14 protein-coding genes are annotated in these 15,267 nt (G+C 52.7%); all 14 read left to right on the top strand.

The features are described from left to right. Positions 1–102: 102 nt before the first annotated feature. On the top strand, positions 103–2,685 hold the full coding sequence (leuS, locus tag ACMHLI_RS03275) for a leucine--tRNA ligase (RefSeq protein ID WP_413528230.1): 2,583 nt from the start codon (positions 103–105) through the stop codon (positions 2,683–2,685). Between the two features lie 14 nt (positions 2,686–2,699). Then, positions 2,700–3,347, top strand: a complete 648-nt coding sequence (gene lptE, locus ACMHLI_RS03270; RefSeq protein WP_413528229.1) for an LPS assembly lipoprotein LptE — start codon at positions 2,700–2,702, stop codon at positions 3,345–3,347. After that, positions 3,344–4,384 (top strand): DNA polymerase III subunit delta, encoded by a 1,041-nt coding sequence (holA, locus tag ACMHLI_RS03265; protein WP_413528228.1) that lies wholly within the window; start codon positions 3,344–3,346, stop codon positions 4,382–4,384. Before lptE ends, holA begins: the two co-directional genes overlap by 4 nt. A 23-nt stretch (positions 4,385–4,407) precedes the next feature. Continuing rightward, complete coding sequence (gene nadD / locus ACMHLI_RS03260; RefSeq protein ID WP_413528297.1) at positions 4,408–5,076, top strand: nicotinate-nucleotide adenylyltransferase; 669 nt, start codon at positions 4,408–4,410, stop codon at positions 5,074–5,076. Positions 5,077–5,283: 207 nt separating this feature from the next. Further along, positions 5,284–5,601 carry a ribosome silencing factor gene (gene rsfS, locus ACMHLI_RS03255; RefSeq protein WP_056771497.1) on the top strand — a complete coding sequence of 106 codons (318 nt, stop codon included), beginning with the start codon at positions 5,284–5,286 and terminating at the stop codon, positions 5,599–5,601. Between the two features lie 3 nt (positions 5,602–5,604). Next, positions 5,605–6,075 (top strand): 23S rRNA (pseudouridine(1915)-N(3))-methyltransferase RlmH, encoded by a 471-nt coding sequence (gene rlmH, locus ACMHLI_RS03250; protein ID WP_013576495.1) that lies wholly within the window; start codon positions 5,605–5,607, stop codon positions 6,073–6,075. A gap of 43 nt (positions 6,076–6,118) precedes the next feature. Next, positions 6,119–8,023 (top strand): peptidoglycan DD-transpeptidase MrdA, encoded by a 1,905-nt coding sequence (gene mrdA, locus ACMHLI_RS03245; RefSeq protein WP_413528227.1) that lies wholly within the window; start codon positions 6,119–6,121, stop codon positions 8,021–8,023. 6 nt (positions 8,024–8,029) lie between these two features. Continuing rightward, a complete protein-coding gene (gene mrdB / locus ACMHLI_RS03240) occupies positions 8,030–9,142 on the top strand; it encodes a peptidoglycan glycosyltransferase MrdB (RefSeq protein WP_112169024.1) in 1,113 nt (370 codons plus the stop codon). Between the two features lie 9 nt (positions 9,143–9,151). Then, on the top strand, positions 9,152–10,288 hold the full coding sequence (gene rlpA / locus ACMHLI_RS03235) for an endolytic peptidoglycan transglycosylase RlpA (RefSeq protein ID WP_413528226.1): 1,137 nt from the start codon (positions 9,152–9,154) through the stop codon (positions 10,286–10,288). Positions 10,289–10,427: 139 nt separating this feature from the next. Next, complete coding sequence (gene dacA / locus ACMHLI_RS03230) at positions 10,428–11,636, top strand: D-alanyl-D-alanine carboxypeptidase DacA (RefSeq protein ID WP_413528225.1); 1,209 nt, start codon at positions 10,428–10,430, stop codon at positions 11,634–11,636. A 125-nt stretch (positions 11,637–11,761) separates the two neighbouring features. After that, complete coding sequence (gene ybeD, locus ACMHLI_RS03225; protein WP_112169030.1) at positions 11,762–12,025, top strand: DUF493 family protein YbeD; 264 nt, start codon at positions 11,762–11,764, stop codon at positions 12,023–12,025. Positions 12,026–12,097: 72 nt separating this feature from the next. Beyond that, the gene (lipB, locus tag ACMHLI_RS03220) at positions 12,098–12,787 is read left to right on the top strand and encodes a lipoyl(octanoyl) transferase LipB (protein WP_413528224.1); all 690 of its coding nucleotides are present in this window, start codon (positions 12,098–12,100) and stop codon (positions 12,785–12,787) included. 161 nt (positions 12,788–12,948) lie between these two features. Next, a complete protein-coding gene (locus tag ACMHLI_RS03215; protein ID WP_413528223.1) occupies positions 12,949–13,935 on the top strand; it encodes a YbeF family transcriptional regulator in 987 nt (328 codons plus the stop codon). Between the two features lie 244 nt (positions 13,936–14,179). After that, on the top strand, positions 14,180–15,145 hold the full coding sequence (gene lipA, locus ACMHLI_RS03210; RefSeq protein WP_112169035.1) for a lipoyl synthase: 966 nt from the start codon (positions 14,180–14,182) through the stop codon (positions 15,143–15,145). The last annotated feature ends 122 nt before the right edge of the window (positions 15,146–15,267 follow it).

Here is a 15,267-nt window from a genome sequence, read left to right as displayed (position 1 = left end):
TTGTTGCCGCCTCTGCTTATCAGCTATGCTATGCGGATCTTTTGATTAAAACTTTTTGAGCTACAGGCGTAGCTGTTTTCACTCACAGGACCACCGGCCGCCATGCAAGAGCAATACCGTCCAGAAGACATCGAGTCACACGTTCAGCTTCACTGGCAAGAGAAGCAAACCTTCAAAGTTACCGAACAGCCTGGCAAGGAGAAATATTATTGTCTCTCCATGTTGCCTTACCCGTCAGGCCGCCTCCATATGGGGCACGTGCGCAACTACACCATCGGTGACGTGATTTCCCGTTATCAGCGCATGCTCGGTAAAAACGTTCTGCAGCCAATCGGCTGGGATGCTTTCGGCCTGCCAGCTGAAGGTGCCGCGGTGAAAAACAATACCGCCCCTGCGCCGTGGACGTACGAAAACATCGAATATATGAAGAACCAGCTAAAACTGCTGGGCTTCGGCTATGACTGGGATCGCGAAATCGCGACCTGCAAGCCGGATTACTATCGCTGGGAACAGTGGTTCTTCACCAAGCTGTACGAAAAAGGCCTGGTTTATAAGAAGACATCCGCAGTGAACTGGTGCCCGCATGACCTGACCGTTCTTGCGAACGAACAGGTGATTGACGGCTGCTGCTGGCGTTGTGATACCAAGGTTGAGCGCAAAGAAATTCCGCAGTGGTTTATCAAAATCACCGCTTACGCCGACCAGCTGCTGAACGATCTGGACACGCTGGAAAGCTGGCCAGAGCAGGTCAAAACCATGCAGCGTAACTGGATCGGCCGCTCCGAAGGTGTCGAAATCACTTTTGACGTGGCTGACAGCGACGAGAAAGTCACGGTTTACACCACCCGTCCTGACACCTTCATGGGCGCGACCTACGTTGCGGTTGCCGCCGGGCACCCTCTGGCGCAACAAGGCGCAGTGAACAACCCTGCGCTGGCTGAATTCATCGACGAATGCCGCAATACCAAAGTTGCCGAAGCAGAAATGGCGACGATGGAGAAAAAAGGCATGGCCACTGGCTTGTATGCAATTCACCCGCTGTCCGGTGAAAAGCTGCCAGTTTGGGTCGCTAACTTCGTTCTGATGGAATACGGCACAGGTGCGGTCATGGCCGTTCCGGGCCATGACCAGCGCGACTGGGAATTCGCCACCAAATACAATCTGCAAATCAAACCGGTCATCCTGACCCTCGACGGCAGCCAGCCGGACGTCACGGCAGAAGCCATGACTGACAAAGGTACGCTGTTCAATTCAGGCGAGTTTGACGGTCTGAGCCATGAAGACGGCTTCAATGCTATTGCCGACAAACTGGTCGCGCAGGGCGTGGGCCAGCGCAAAGTCAATTATCGTCTGCGTGACTGGGGTGTTTCCCGTCAGCGTTACTGGGGCGCGCCAATCCCGATGATCACCCTGGAAGACGGCACCGTTATTCCGACGCCAGAAGATCAGCTGCCGGTGATTTTGCCGGAAGACGTGGTCATGGACGGTATCACCAGCCCGATCAAAGCCGATCCTGAGTGGGCAAAAACCACCGTTAACGGCATGCCAGGCCTGCGTGAAACCGACACCTTCGACACCTTCATGGAGTCTTCCTGGTACTACGCGCGTTACACCTGCCCGCAATACGATGAAGGCATGCTGGATCCGGCTGCGGCCAACTATTGGCTGCCGGTTGATCAGTATGTCGGTGGTATTGAACACGCCATCATGCACCTGATGTATTTCCGCTTCTTCCACAAACTGATGCGCGATGCCGGTCTGGTCGATTCTGACGAACCTGCTAAACGCTTGCTGTGTCAGGGTATGGTTCTGGCTGATGCCTTCTATTACACCGGCAACAGCGGCGAACGTGTCTGGGTTTCTCCGGTCGATGCGACCGTTGAGCGTGACGAAAAAGGCCGTATCACCAAAGCTACCGATCCAGAGGGTCGCGAGCTGGTGTATGCCGGTATGAGCAAGATGTCCAAGTCTAAAAACAACGGCATCGACCCTCAGGTGATGGTTGAGAAATACGGCGCGGATACCGTACGTCTGTTTATGATGTTTGCTTCTCCGGCCGAAATGACGCTGGAATGGCAGGAATCAGGCGTGGAAGGCGCAAACCGTTTCCTGAAACGTGTCTGGAAACTGGCCTATGAACATTCCGAAAAAGGCGCGACCGTTGCCCTCGACGTGGCAGCACTCAACGAAGCGCAAAAAGATCTGCGTCGCGACGTGCATAAAACCATCGCTAAAGTGACAGATGATATCGGTCGTCGTCAGACCTTCAACACCGCCATCGCGGCAGTGATGGAACTGATGAACAAGCTGGGCCGTGCGCCGCAGGAAAGCGAGCAAGATCGCGCTCTGCTGCAGGAAGCCCTGCTGGCGGTAGTTCGTATGCTTTATCCATTCACGCCGCACGTGTGCTTCAGCCTGTGGCAGGCACTGAAAGGCGAAGGTGATGTGGATACCGCGCCGTGGCCGCAGGCTGACGAACAGGCAATGGTCGAAGACTCAAAACTGGTCGTTGTGCAGGTGAACGGTAAAGTGCGTGCTAAAATCACCGTAGCCGCTGATGCTACAGAGCAACAAGTGCGCGAGCGTGCGGCAGAAGAACATTTGGTCGCTAAATATCTGGATGGGGTTACGGTTCGCAAAGTAATCTACGTCCCGGGCAAACTGCTTAACCTGGTAGTAGGTTGAGTCAAGGAGGAGCTGTGCGACATCGTATAGTGACACTGCTGCTGACAGCATCAGTCATGGTTACCGCAGGCTGTGGATTCCATTTACGTGGAAAAACCAATGTGCCTGACGAACTGCAAACTATCGTTCTGGACAGCGGGGATCCTTACGGTCCGTTAACGCGTGATATTCGTACTCAGTTGCGCCTGAGCAACGTGACCATTGTTGATGATCCAACCGGTGAGCGTAAGGATATTCCTTCGTTACGAATTGGTCCTGAAACAAGTGGTCAAAGCACTGCATCGGTATTCCAGGACGGTAAAACGGCTGAATATCAGATGCAAATGAGTGTCAGTGCGACGGTTCTGATGCCGGGTAAAGATATTTATCCGATCAATGCCATCGTGTTCCGTTCATTCTTTGACAACCCGTTGACGGCGCTGGCGAAGGATAACGAACAGGAGATCATTCGCGAAGAGATGCGCCAGCAGATTGCACAACAATTAATCCGTAAACTGTTGTCGGTTCATGCGTCTGAGTTGCGTAAAGCCGATGAGGTGGATGGCAAGGTAGAAGTGATTACTACCGGCTCCTCCGCCAGCAAATCTTCTGATGCAATGACGCCGTCGTCGTCTGTTACCACACCGGTATCAACGGCACCGGCCAGCACTTCTGCACAATGATCCGAGTTTATCCGGAACAACTTGCCGCGCAGCTCCGTGAGGGGCTGCGCGCTTGTTATATATTATGTGGTAACGACCCTCTGCTTCTGCAGGAAAGTCAGGACAGCATCCGCAGAGCGGCACAGCTGGCTGATTTTCAGGAGCATTACACGTTTATTCTCGACGCCCATACTGAATGGGATTCGATTTTCAGCATCTGCCAGGCGCTGAGCTTGTTCGCCAGCCGTCAGACACTGATGCTGATCCTACCGGAAAATGGCCCGACGGCGCCGATGGCAGAACCTCTGCTCAAGCTGACCACGCTGTTGCACGATGACATTTTGCTGGTACTTCGCGGTACCAAACTTACCAAAGGCCAGGAAAACAGCGCCTGGTTTAAAGCGTTGAGTGATAAAAGCGTCTTTGTCAGCTGTCAGACACCTGAGCAGGCACAACTTCCCCGCTGGGTAACACGTCGCGCTAAAGAACTTTCCCTTGAACTTGATGAACCGGCGAATCAGCTGCTGTGCTATTGCTATGAAGGTAATTTGCTGGCCTTGGCGCAATCTCTTGAGCGCCTGTCACTGCTTTATCCTGATGGCAAACTGACGCTGCCCCGTGTAGAGGATGCGGTAAATGATGCGGCGCATTTTACCCCTTATCACTGGCTGGACGCCCTGCTTGCGGGAAAAAGTAAACGTGCCTGGCATATTTTGCGTCAACTGCAACAGGAAGACAGCGAGCCGGTGATTTTGCTGCGTACTGTCCAACGCGAACTCCTGATGTTGCTGAATCTGAAACGTAAAATGGACAGTACACCGCTGCGCACCTTGTTCGATCAACAAAAAGTCTGGCAGAACAGACGTACGCTGGTAACCCAGGCCTTACAGCGTTTATCCCTTGCGGATCTTAATCAGGCAGTACGTTTGCTGACGCAAATGGAAATCACGCTCAAGCAGGATTACGGCCAGTCCGTATGGCCGGAGCTGGAAAGCCTCTCCATGCTATTGTGTGGCAAACCCTTACCTGTCAGCTTCGTCGGACAAGGTTCGTACTGACGCAGGATATTTCCATGCCGACAATGCCCTCTCGTTCCACCGGTGAAACTGCTTCGTTGCTGGCTTTTTTTGGCGGGACGTTTGACCCTATCCATTACGGCCATCTCAAACCGGTTACGCAACTGGCGCAGAACACCGGTCTGGATCACGTAATATTGCTTCCAAACAATGTTCCGCCGCACCGCCCGCAGCCCGGCGCCAGCCCGCAACAGCGCCTGCATATGGTGGAACTGGCGGTCGAAGGCAATGCGCTGTTTTCAGTCGATCCGCGTGAGCTTGCCGTTGATACGCCGTCGTACACCATTGAGACTCTTGCAACGTTACGTAAAGAACATGGCGAGAGTTGCCCGCTGGCGTTTATTATCGGTCAGGACTCGTTGCTGACGCTGCACAAATGGCATCGCTGGGGCTCTCTTCTGGATTTTTGCCATCTGATTGTTATGGCACGACCGGGTTATCACGAGCAGCTCGATACGCCTGAGTTACAGCGTTGGTATGATGTGCATCGTGTCACCGATGCACATAAACTCAAGCTTCAGCCTGCCGGATTCATTTATCAGGCCAATACGCCACTGCTGAATATTTCAGCGACAGAAATCCGTCAGCGCCGTAAGGCGGGTCTTGATTGTTCAGATCTTCTGCCCGTCGCCGTTGAGCGCTATATAGAATCACAGGGCTTGTACCGCGCGTAGCCAACGCGTGGTATACTGCGCCGCTAAATTTCGGCTCTCGATTACGTCGCGTGACTCGTCAATATAATTTATTGATAATTAAACGCTTTGAGGCGTTTTCCTGATTGCCGCTATGCCACTCCTTCATGAGACTGATCATCGTTCAGGTGTTAAACCGGCGGGCGTCTTATGGAGTCAACGTGTTTCAAACATCCCCAGGGGGAACCTTTGCAAGGTAAAGCGCTCCAAGATTTTGTTATCGATAAAGTCGATGACCTGAAAGCACAAGACATCATTGCCATTGATGTTGTGGGTAAATCCAGTATTACTGACTGCATGATTATTTGTACCGGCACGTCCAGCCGTCACGTCGTTTCTATCGCCGGTCACCTGGTGGAAGAAGTTAAAGCCGTCGGCATTGATGCGATGGGCGTTAAAGGCATTAACGAAGCCGACTGGGTTGTGGTTGATCTGGGTGAAGTGATTGTTCACGTCATGCAAGAAGAAAGCCGTCAACTGTACGAGCTCGAGAAACTCTGGGGCTAAGCCGTGAAACTGCAACTTGTCGCCGTCGGCACCAAAATGCCAGACTGGGTACAAACCGGTTTTAACGATTATCTGCACCGTTTTCCCAAAGATATGCCGTTTGAACTGACTGAAGTTCCGGCCGGGAAGCGCGGGAAAAATGCAGACATCAAACGCATTCTTGAAAAGGAAGGCGAACAGATGCTGGCTGCTGTCGGAAAGGGGAACCGCATTGTCACACTGGATATTCCAGGGACACCGTGGGAAACCCCGCAACTGGCGCAACAACTGGAACGCTGGAAACAGGACGGACGCAACGTCAGCCTGTTAATTGGCGGTCCGGAAGGGCTGGCACCGGCCTGTAAAGCCGCAGCGGAACAGAGCTGGTCGCTCTCTCCGTTGACGCTCCCTCACCCGCTGGTGCGGGTCCTGGTGGCGGAGAGTCTTTACCGCGCCTGGAGTATTACCACCAATCATCCATACCACCGCGAATAACGGGTGGTGAATTGAATGTCAGCAACATGAATTAAGTAGTGGGATGAAAATAGATCGTAACCCTTTTCGCGACTATACGGCTGAATCAGCCCTCTTCGTGCGCCGTGCACTGGTGGCGTTTATCGGCATTCTGCTACTTAGCGGTGTCCTGGCCTTCAATCTGTATAACCTGCAAATTGTTCGTTTCCAGGATTACCAGACACGTTCCAATGATAACCGCATTAAGCTGGTGCCCATCGCGCCAAGCCGCGGCATTATCTATGACCGCAACGGAACGCCACTGGCGCTAAACCGCACCATTTATCAGCTCGAGCTGGTCCCGGAAAAAGTGGATGATTTGCAAGCCACGCTGGAAGCCCTCAAGCCCATCGTCGATTTAACCCCTGACGATATCGATAATTTCAAGAAAGAACGCCAGCGCTCCAGACGCTTCACGTCTATTGCAGTGAAAACCGCATTGACGGAAGTGCAGGTCGCCCGTTTCTCCGTGAACCAGTTCCATTTCCCCGGCGTGGAAGTGAAAGGCTATCAGCGCCGCTATTACCCTTACGGTTCCGCACTGACCCACGTCATCGGCTATGTGTCGAAAATTAACGATCGTGATGTGGAGCGTCTGGATAAAGACGGCATTTTGGCCAACTACGCCGCCACGCACGACATCGGTAAACTCGGTATCGAGCGGTATTACGAAGACACGCTTCACGGTAAAACCGGCTATGAAGAAGTAGAAGTGAATAACCGTGGCCGGGTGATCCGCCAGTTGCACGAAGAGCCGCCGCAGGCGGGTAAAGATATTTACCTGACTATCGACCTGCCTTTGCAGCAATATATTGAAGAACTCCTGACCACCAGCCGTGCGGCCGTAGTGGTGAGCGATCCGCGTGATGGTGCGATCCGCGCGCTGGTCTCAAACCCAAGCTATGACCCGAATCTGTTCGTCGAAGGGATCTCCAGCAAGGATTACAGCCGGCTGTTAAATGATGCTGATAAACCGCTAATTAACCGCACCACGCAGGGCGTGTATCCACCTGCCTCAACGGTAAAACCTTATATTTCCGTGTCTGCGCTGACGTCCGGCGTGATAACCAAAAACACCTCATTATTCGATCCCGGCTGGTGGCAGTTACCTGGCTCGGATAAGCGCTATCGTGACTGGAAACACTGGGGGCATGGCCGTCTGAACGTCACCAAAGCCCTTGAAGAATCCGCCGATACCTTCTTTTATCAGGTGGCGTACGATATGGGTATCGACCGCCTTTCTGAATGGATGGGTAAATTTGGTTACGGTCATTACACCGGTATCGACCTTTCGGAAGAGCGCAGCGGTAACATGCCAAACCGTGACTGGAAGTTTAAGCGCTTTAAGAAACCCTGGTACCAGGGCGACACCATTCCGGTGGGTATCGGTCAGGGTTACTGGACTGCTACGCCAATACAGATCATGAAAGCAATGACCACGCTGATTAATGACGGTGACGTCAAAACGCCGCATCTGTTGCTGAGTACCAAAATTGACGGCAAGCAGGTGCCATATCGTCAGGAAGACACCACGCAGATTGGTGACATCCATTCCGGCTACTGGGAAATCGCCAAAGACGGGATGTATGGCGTCGCCAACCGCCCGAACGGCACTGCACGGAAATATTTTGCTGATGCGCCTTATAAGGCAGCGGCCAAATCCGGTACAGCACAAGTTTACGGTTTGAAAGCCAATGAAATCTATAATGCGCATAAGATTGCAGAGCATCTGCGTGACCATAAACTGATGACCTCTTTTGCCCCGTACGATAAGCCTACCGTGGCAGTCGCCGTGGTGCTGGAGAATGGTGGTGCAGGTCCGGCAGTGGGGACGATTTCGCGGCAGATACTCGACCATATTTTATTGGGCGATAACACGACACAATTACCGGCTGACGCGCCTGCGCCGCCGGGAACCGAAGGTGATTAACCAGCAATGACTGAGAATCAACAAAAAAGATCATTGTGGTCGAAAATGCACATCGACCTGACCATGTTGCTGATCATACTTGCGCTGCTGACCTACAGTGCGTTTGTGATGTGGAGCGCGAGTGGTCAGGATCTTGGCATGATGGAACGTAAAGTCGGCCAGATCCTGATGGGCCTGGTGATCATGCTGGTCATGGCGCAAATTCCACCGCGGGTTTACGAAAGCTGGGCGCCCTATCTGTATATCTTCTGCGTCTTTCTGCTGGTGCTGGTGGATGCGTTTGGCAGCATCAGTAAAGGCGCGCAGCGCTGGCTGGATTTAGGCATCATCAAATTCCAGCCCTCGGAACTGGCGAAAATCGCCGTCCCGCTCATGGTCGCGCGCTTTATTAACCGCGACGTGTGTCCGCCTTCACTTAAAAATACCGCCATCGCACTGGCGCTGATTTTCATCCCTACCCTGCTGGTAGCTGCCCAGCCCGATCTGGGGACGTCGATTCTGATCGCCGCGTCCGGCCTGTTCGTGCTGTTCCTCTCCGGTATGAGCTGGAAACTGATCGCTGTCGCCGCCATTCTGGTCGCCGCCTTTATCCCGATCCTGTGGTTCTTCCTGATGCATGATTATCAGCGCGATCGCGTGATGATGTTGCTGGATCCGGAGAGCGATCCGCTCGGCGCGGGCTACCATATTATTCAGTCGAAAATTGCCATCGGCTCAGGCGGTTTTTCCGGTAAAGGCTGGCTGCACGGCACTCAGTCACAGTTGGAATTTCTGCCCGAGCGCCATACTGACTTTATCTTTGCTGTACTTGCTGAAGAGCTGGGTCTGATAGGCGTGCTGGTGCTGCTCGGCCTGTATTTATGCCTCATTATGCGCGGCCTGATGATTGCCGCCCATGCTCAGACAACCTTCGGACGCGTCATGTCCGGTGGACTGATGCTGATTCTGTTTGTTTATGTCTTTGTTAACATCGGCATGGTCAGTGGTATTGTCCCGGTGGTTGGGGTACCTTTGCCTCTGGTCAGCTATGGCGGGTCAGCACTCATCGTGCTAATGGCAGGGTTTGGTATCGTCATGTCGATACATACTCATCGAAAAATGTTGTCGAAAAATTTATAGAGGTGAGCAATGCGTAAGGAGTGGCTTGGAGCTGTCATTATCGGTTTGCTGTTAAGTGGTTGCGCCACTGACGAAACTCAGCAACAACAACCGGCACCACAACAGGCTTACAATGGCCCGGTGGTGGAAATCGGCGGCGCTGATCCGCGTTACGAGCCTTATAATCAGGGTACGATGCAGGATTATACCGTTAACGGTAAAACCTATAAAATCGTCAAAGACCCGTCCAACTTCTCGCAGGTAGGACAGGCCGCCTGGTACGGGCAAGAAAACGGCGGCAACACCACCGCGATTGGCGAAGAATTTGATCCGACTGCCATGACCGCCGCCCACCCTACGCTGCCGATCCCAAGCTATGTGCGCGTCACCAATATGGCCACTGGCCGTATGCTGGTGGTTCGCGTCAACGACCGTGGTCCTTATGTGCCGGGTAAAATCATCGACCTGTCGCAGGCCGCGGCAGATCGTCTGAACCTGACCAACAGCACTAAAGTGCGTATCGATTTCATTAATGTTGCGCAGGACGGCACCATGACCGGCCCCGGCACCATCGGCACTACCGTTGCCAAACAGTCTTATGCCCTGCCCGCGCGTCCAAGCTTAGGGGCAAGCGACATGGGAACGCCTACAATGCAGGCAGAGCCGGTAAGCACTTCCGATGTGCGTCCTATTGATAACAGCACGCTGAGTAATCCAAACGCTGCGCCGCTGACCAATGATGAAGCCGCAAGCGGCAATGCGCCTGCGACAACGATGTCCGGTAACAGCGGCAGCGGCGGTTTCCTCAGCGCACCAACGCCGTTACGTAATGGCGTTCTTGAAAGCAGTGAGCCAGTCTCCACGCCGGTCATGGCTACCGCCGCCCCGGTTGCCGCCGCCGCCGCCGTGGCGGCACCTGCGCACACTACGGCAATCTCAGGCTCCGGCTACATGGTTCAGGTCGGTGCCTTGAGTAATCCGCAGAATGCACAGTTGTGGCAGAAAAGCCTCAGCCAGCGTTTCTCGGTACCGGGCAAAGTGCAGGCGAACGGCAGCACTTACCGCGTACAACTCGGCCCCTTCAGCACGCGTCAACAGGCCGAGCAGTTAAAGCAACGACTGGCCAGCGAAGCGCAGCAGCAGTCGTTCGTGACAGCCAGCAATTAATTCTCAGAGCCAGGGCGTGAGCCCTGTTTCATAAGTAAAAATCAGTAAGCGCCGGTAATCGCAGATGTCTGATTCAGGACTCTTCTGCTATAGTGGCGCACGTTTATCACCTACTCCTACGGATGTTGTTGTCCCGATCATGAAACTTGTAAACACTTCACGTCTCGTCAAAAGCCTCGCATTTGGCACCGTTATCTCCCTCAGTGCAGCGTCCGCTTATGCCGACGATGTTAATTTAAAAACAATGATCCCTGGCGTTCCGCAAATTGATGCTGAAGCCTATGTCCTGATCGACTACAACTCCGGCAAAGTTCTGGCAGAAATGAATGCCGATGCCCGCCGTGACCCGGCAAGTCTGACCAAAATGATGACCAGTTACGTTATCGGTCAGTCCATCAAGGCAGGCAAAATCAGCCCGACGGACATTGTCACTGTCGGTCAGGATGCCTGGGCAACCGGTAATCCGGTGTTCAAAGGTTCTTCCCTGATGTTCCTGAAACCAGGCGATCGCGTGCCGGTGTCTGAACTCAACCGTGGCATTATTCTGCAATCGGGTAACGATGCCTGCGTCGCGATGGCTGACCATGTCGCCGGAAGTCAGGACGCGTTCGTTGCCATGATGAATAACTACGTCAACGCTCTTGGCCTGAAAAACACCCATTTCGGTACAGTTCATGGTCTGGATGCGGAAGGTCAGTACAGCTCAGCGCGTGATATGGCGTTGATCGGCCAGGCGCTGATCCGCGATGTGCCGGAAGAGTACGCGACCTACAAAGAGAAAGAGTTCACCTTCAACAATATCCGTCAGATGAACCGCAACGGTTTGCTGTGGGATCAAAGCCTGAACGTGGATGGCATAAAAACCGGCCATACGGAATCAGCAGGTTACAATCTGGTGGCTTCCGCGACGGAAGGCCAGATGCGTTTGATCTCCGCCGTGATGGGCGGTCATACTTACAAAGGCCGTGAAGTTGAAAGCAAAAAGCTGCTGACCTGGGGCTTCCGCTTCTTCGAAACCGTGTCTCCGCTGAAAGCAGGCAAAGAGTTTGCGTCTGAGCCAGTGTGGTTTGGTGATACCGATCGCGTCGCACTGGGCGTGGAAAAAGATGCGTATCTGACCATCCCACGCGGCCGTATGAAAGATTTGAAAGCCAGCTATGTGCTGAATACGCCAGAACTGCATGCACCATTGCAGAAAAATCAGGTGGTCGGTTCAATCAACTTCCAGCTGGATGGCAAAACGATTGATGAGCGTCCGCTGGTGGTGATGAACGAGGTGAAAGAAGGCGGTTTCTTCGGTCGCATCGTCGATTACATCAAACTGATGTTCCATCATTGGTTTGGTTAAGTTGCCCGCTTGAAATAGTTTGCAACAGTCCCCATATAATGGGTATAGATATTAGCTCCCGCTCCGGCGGGAGTTATACTTTCAGAGACAATACTTAATACGCGGTACAACATGCTGGAGTGCACATGAAAACCAAACTGAACGAACTGCTCGAATTCCCTTGCTCCTTTACCTACAAAGTAATGGGCCTGGCACAACCCGAGCTGGTGGACCAGGTTGTGGAAGTCGTGCAACGCCATGCGCCTGGCGACTACAATCCTCAGGTAAAACCGAGCAGTAAAGGGAATTTCCACTCCGTTTCTATTACGATCACCGCCACGCATATCGATCAGGTCGAAACCCTGTACGATGAGCTCGGCAATATCGAAATTGTCCGCATGGTGCTGTAAGCCCTTTCTGATTAATCCGCGCGGGAGCAAACCTGTCGCGCGGCTTCTTCCCTTCTACTGACGGTAACCGCCGTGCAATCACAAAATCCGCAAGAACATATCGTACTACGCCAGCTTGGCCTTCAGCCTTATGAACCTGTTTCTCTGGCCATGCATCATTTCACTGAACACCGCACAGCCGACGCACTCGATGAAATCTGGCTGGTTGAGCATCATCGCGTCTTTACGCAGGGTCAGGCAGGCAAAGCAGAACACGTGCTGATGCCGGGCGATATTCCGGTTATCCAGAGCGATCGCGGCGGTCAGGTGACGTATCACGGTCCCGGCCAGCAGGTGATGTATGTGATGGTGGATTTGAAGCGCAAAAAACTCGGCGTGCGTCAGTTAGTGACCGCAATCGAGCAAACCGTGGTCGAGACACTGGCCCATTTTTCGATCGATGCCTATCCTCGCGCCGATGCGCCGGGGGTCTATGTCGATGGCAAGAAAATCTGCTCGCTCGGATTGCGCATCCGGAAAGGCTGCTCCTTACACGGCCTGGCGTTGAATATTGATATGGATCTGGAACCGTTCCACCGCATCAACCCCTGTGGTTATGCCGGTCTGGAAATGACGCAGGCCAGCCGTGAAAAGCCAGGGCTGACGGTCGATACGGTGATGCCGGTACTGGTGAAATCCTTTAAACATCATCTTAATTATCAGCAGGTTGATTATCTTCCGTGGCAGATTGAGCAGTATAGCGCCACTGCCTCTGATTCATGATTTGCCTGAAAGAGACGTAACAACGAATCACAGGTTTTACAGATTAATTTGGTTTATTATCATATCGCTAAATCTCTGCCAGCATTTTATCGCTTAAGGATAAGCGCACTCCCCGGCCAGCCGCACGCCGGGACAGTCTTTTACACTGTCAGGAATGTTATATGGATGATAAAGATATCAGTGCCAGCCTGAACAAGCTCCGTAATCTGGATCTTAACCTGCTGACAGTCTTTGAAGCGGTGTATCTGCATAAAGGCATTGTCCATGCAGCCAAAGCGCTGAACCTGACGCCCTCGTCGGTCAGCCAGTCCATTCAGAAATTGCGTAACACCTTTCCCGATCCGTTGTTTATCCGCAATGGTCAGGGCATCAGCCCGACGGCGTACGCGACTAACCTGCACAAACATATCAGTCAGGGGCTCAACTCCATTCTGACCGGGCTGGACTTCACGCACGATAATGACAAATCCCGCGTGCTGACCGTCAGTTGTTTCCCCTATATTGCGCTGATCACTTTTCCGCTGATCCTCAAAGAACTGGAGAAAATTAACTGTAACTACACGCTTAAACATCTGCCGCTGCATGACCCGGAAGATACGCTGATCCAGCATCGTGCCGATTTAGTGATCGATATCAGCCCGTTATTTAATAAGTCACTGAAAGCCATCACTCTGATGTCGGACAGCGCCGTGTTTGTTTGCAGGAAAAACCATCCGACAGTCCACAAAACCCTCAGCGCCGAACAGGCCGTCGCACTGCCGCAAACCACGCTCATGACCAACGCCAGTGACCTGAAGCGAATGCAATTTGAACTCAGTGAATCCCTGCCCGACCGGCCAGTTGTGTTCACCAGTTACAACGCGATCAATATCCTGTCGATGGTTGCCAGCACTGACCTGCTGGGCATCCTGCCGGAAAAACTGGTGGATATGTTTGCCAATACGTTCGAAGTACAGAAGCTTACCTGCGAAATACCGACACTTTCTTACACCATGATGATGTATTACAACAAAGCGGCCAATAGCGATAAAACGCTGAGCATGATTATTGATGCCATTGGTGATGCGTTCGTTCAGCAAGAAAAATCCGCACGGGCGCAAAAAAATTCACACCCTATTAACACCAAGCAACCGCCTCCTGCCATCTGAGTAAAATCATTGTAAATTCAGCTGATTGCCTTCAAAAAACGCCCTTACCGGTGCAAAGATGATGTGACTCAGGTTAAAAAAATGCAGCATTTAGCACTTCAGGCCATGACGAAGGGCTGAACGAAGCGATGCTTCAATGATATAATTTCCGCATTATTTCTACTTTTTTTGATGAATCAGCCAGTTCATTGAATGTCCTGAAAAATCTCGCGTTACGAGAGACAAACCTGGAAGCTGCAAGACTATGAGTAAACCGATTCAGATGGAACGCGGCGTTAAATACCGCGATGCAGATAAGATGGCGTTAATCCCGGTGAAAACCGTGGTCAGCGACCGGCAGGAAATGTTACGTAAGCCGGCATGGATGAAAATCAAATTGCCTGCAGACTCAACTAAAATTCAGGGCATCAAAGCGGCGCTGCGCAAGAACGGTTTGCACTCCGTGTGTGAGGAAGCCGCCTGCCCGAATCTTTCCGAATGCTTTAACCACGGCACCGCGACCTTCATGATCCTCGGCGCCATTTGTACCCGCCGTTGCCCGTTCTGCGACGTGGCACATGGCCGCCCGACCGCGCCTGATGTGAATGAGCCAGAAAAACTGGCACAAACCATTGCCGATATGGGCCTGCGTTACGTGGTGATCACCTCAGTTGACCGTGATGACTTGCGCGACGGTGGGGCTCAGCATTTTGCCGACTGTATCGCTGCCATCCGTGCCAAGAACCCGACGATTAAAATCGAAACGCTGGTGCCGGATTTCCGTGGCCGTATGGATCGTGCGCTGGATATTCTCAATGAGACACCACCGGACGTGTTCAACCACAACCTGGAAAACGTACCGCGCGTTTACCGTCAGGTTCGCCCTGGGGCAAACTACGAGTGGTCACTGACGTTGCTGCAACGTTTCAAAGAAGCGCATCCGGAAGTACCTACCAAATCAGGCCTGATGGTCGGCTTAGGTGAGACTAACGAAGAGATCATCGAAGTGATGCGCGATCTGCGCCGCCACGGTGTGACCATGCTGACCCTCGGCCAGTATTTACAACCAAGCCGTCACCACTTGCCGGTACAGCGTTACGTCAGCCCGGAAGAGTTTGACCAGATGAAAGAAGCCGCGATGGAAATGGGCTTCACCCACGCAGCCTGCGGTCCGTTCGTGCGTTCTTCTTATCACGCCGATCTGCAAGCCAAAGGGATGGAAGTAAAATAATCTGCGGCGCTGAAATGAGTTCAGCGCTTAAATATTTTGTTACTTCTTAATTTCTGAATGCAAAAAAGGTTGTTCGCGAGAACAACCTTTTTTATTTTCTGCAGTAAGGCCAGAGAGCTTAT

Source organism: Rahnella inusitata, assembly GCF_965118895.1.
Classification (GTDB): Bacteria; Pseudomonadota; Gammaproteobacteria; order Enterobacterales; family Enterobacteriaceae; genus Rahnella; species Rahnella inusitata_A.
The sequence above is the reverse complement of the archived record's forward strand: the minus strand, read 5'-3'. Positions and strand labels throughout refer to the sequence as shown.

Bases quoted from the DNA above. Each gene is read 5' to 3' on its own strand.
- rlpA (WP_413528226.1), top strand. From the start codon at position 9,152: ATGCGTAAGGAGTGGCTTGGAGCTGTCATTATCGGTTTGCTGTTAAGT.
- mrdB (WP_112169024.1), top strand. From the start codon at position 8,030: ATGACTGAGAATCAACAAAAAAGATCATTGTGGTCGAAAATGCACATC.
- ybeD (WP_112169030.1), top strand. From the start codon at position 11,762: ATGAAAACCAAACTGAACGAACTGCTCGAATTCCCTTGCTCCTTTACC.
- leuS (WP_413528230.1), top strand. From the start codon at position 103: ATGCAAGAGCAATACCGTCCAGAAGACATCGAGTCACACGTTCAGCTT.
- holA (WP_413528228.1), top strand. From the start codon at position 3,344: ATGATCCGAGTTTATCCGGAACAACTTGCCGCGCAGCTCCGTGAGGGG.
- mrdA (WP_413528227.1), top strand. From the start codon at position 6,119: ATGAAAATAGATCGTAACCCTTTTCGCGACTATACGGCTGAATCAGCC.
- nadD (WP_413528297.1), top strand. From the start codon at position 4,408: ATGCCCTCTCGTTCCACCGGTGAAACTGCTTCGTTGCTGGCTTTTTTT.
- lipA (WP_112169035.1), top strand. From the start codon at position 14,180: ATGAGTAAACCGATTCAGATGGAACGCGGCGTTAAATACCGCGATGCA.
- dacA (WP_413528225.1), top strand. From the start codon at position 10,428: ATGAAACTTGTAAACACTTCACGTCTCGTCAAAAGCCTCGCATTTGGC.
- ACMHLI_RS03215 (WP_413528223.1), top strand. From the start codon at position 12,949: ATGGATGATAAAGATATCAGTGCCAGCCTGAACAAGCTCCGTAATCTG.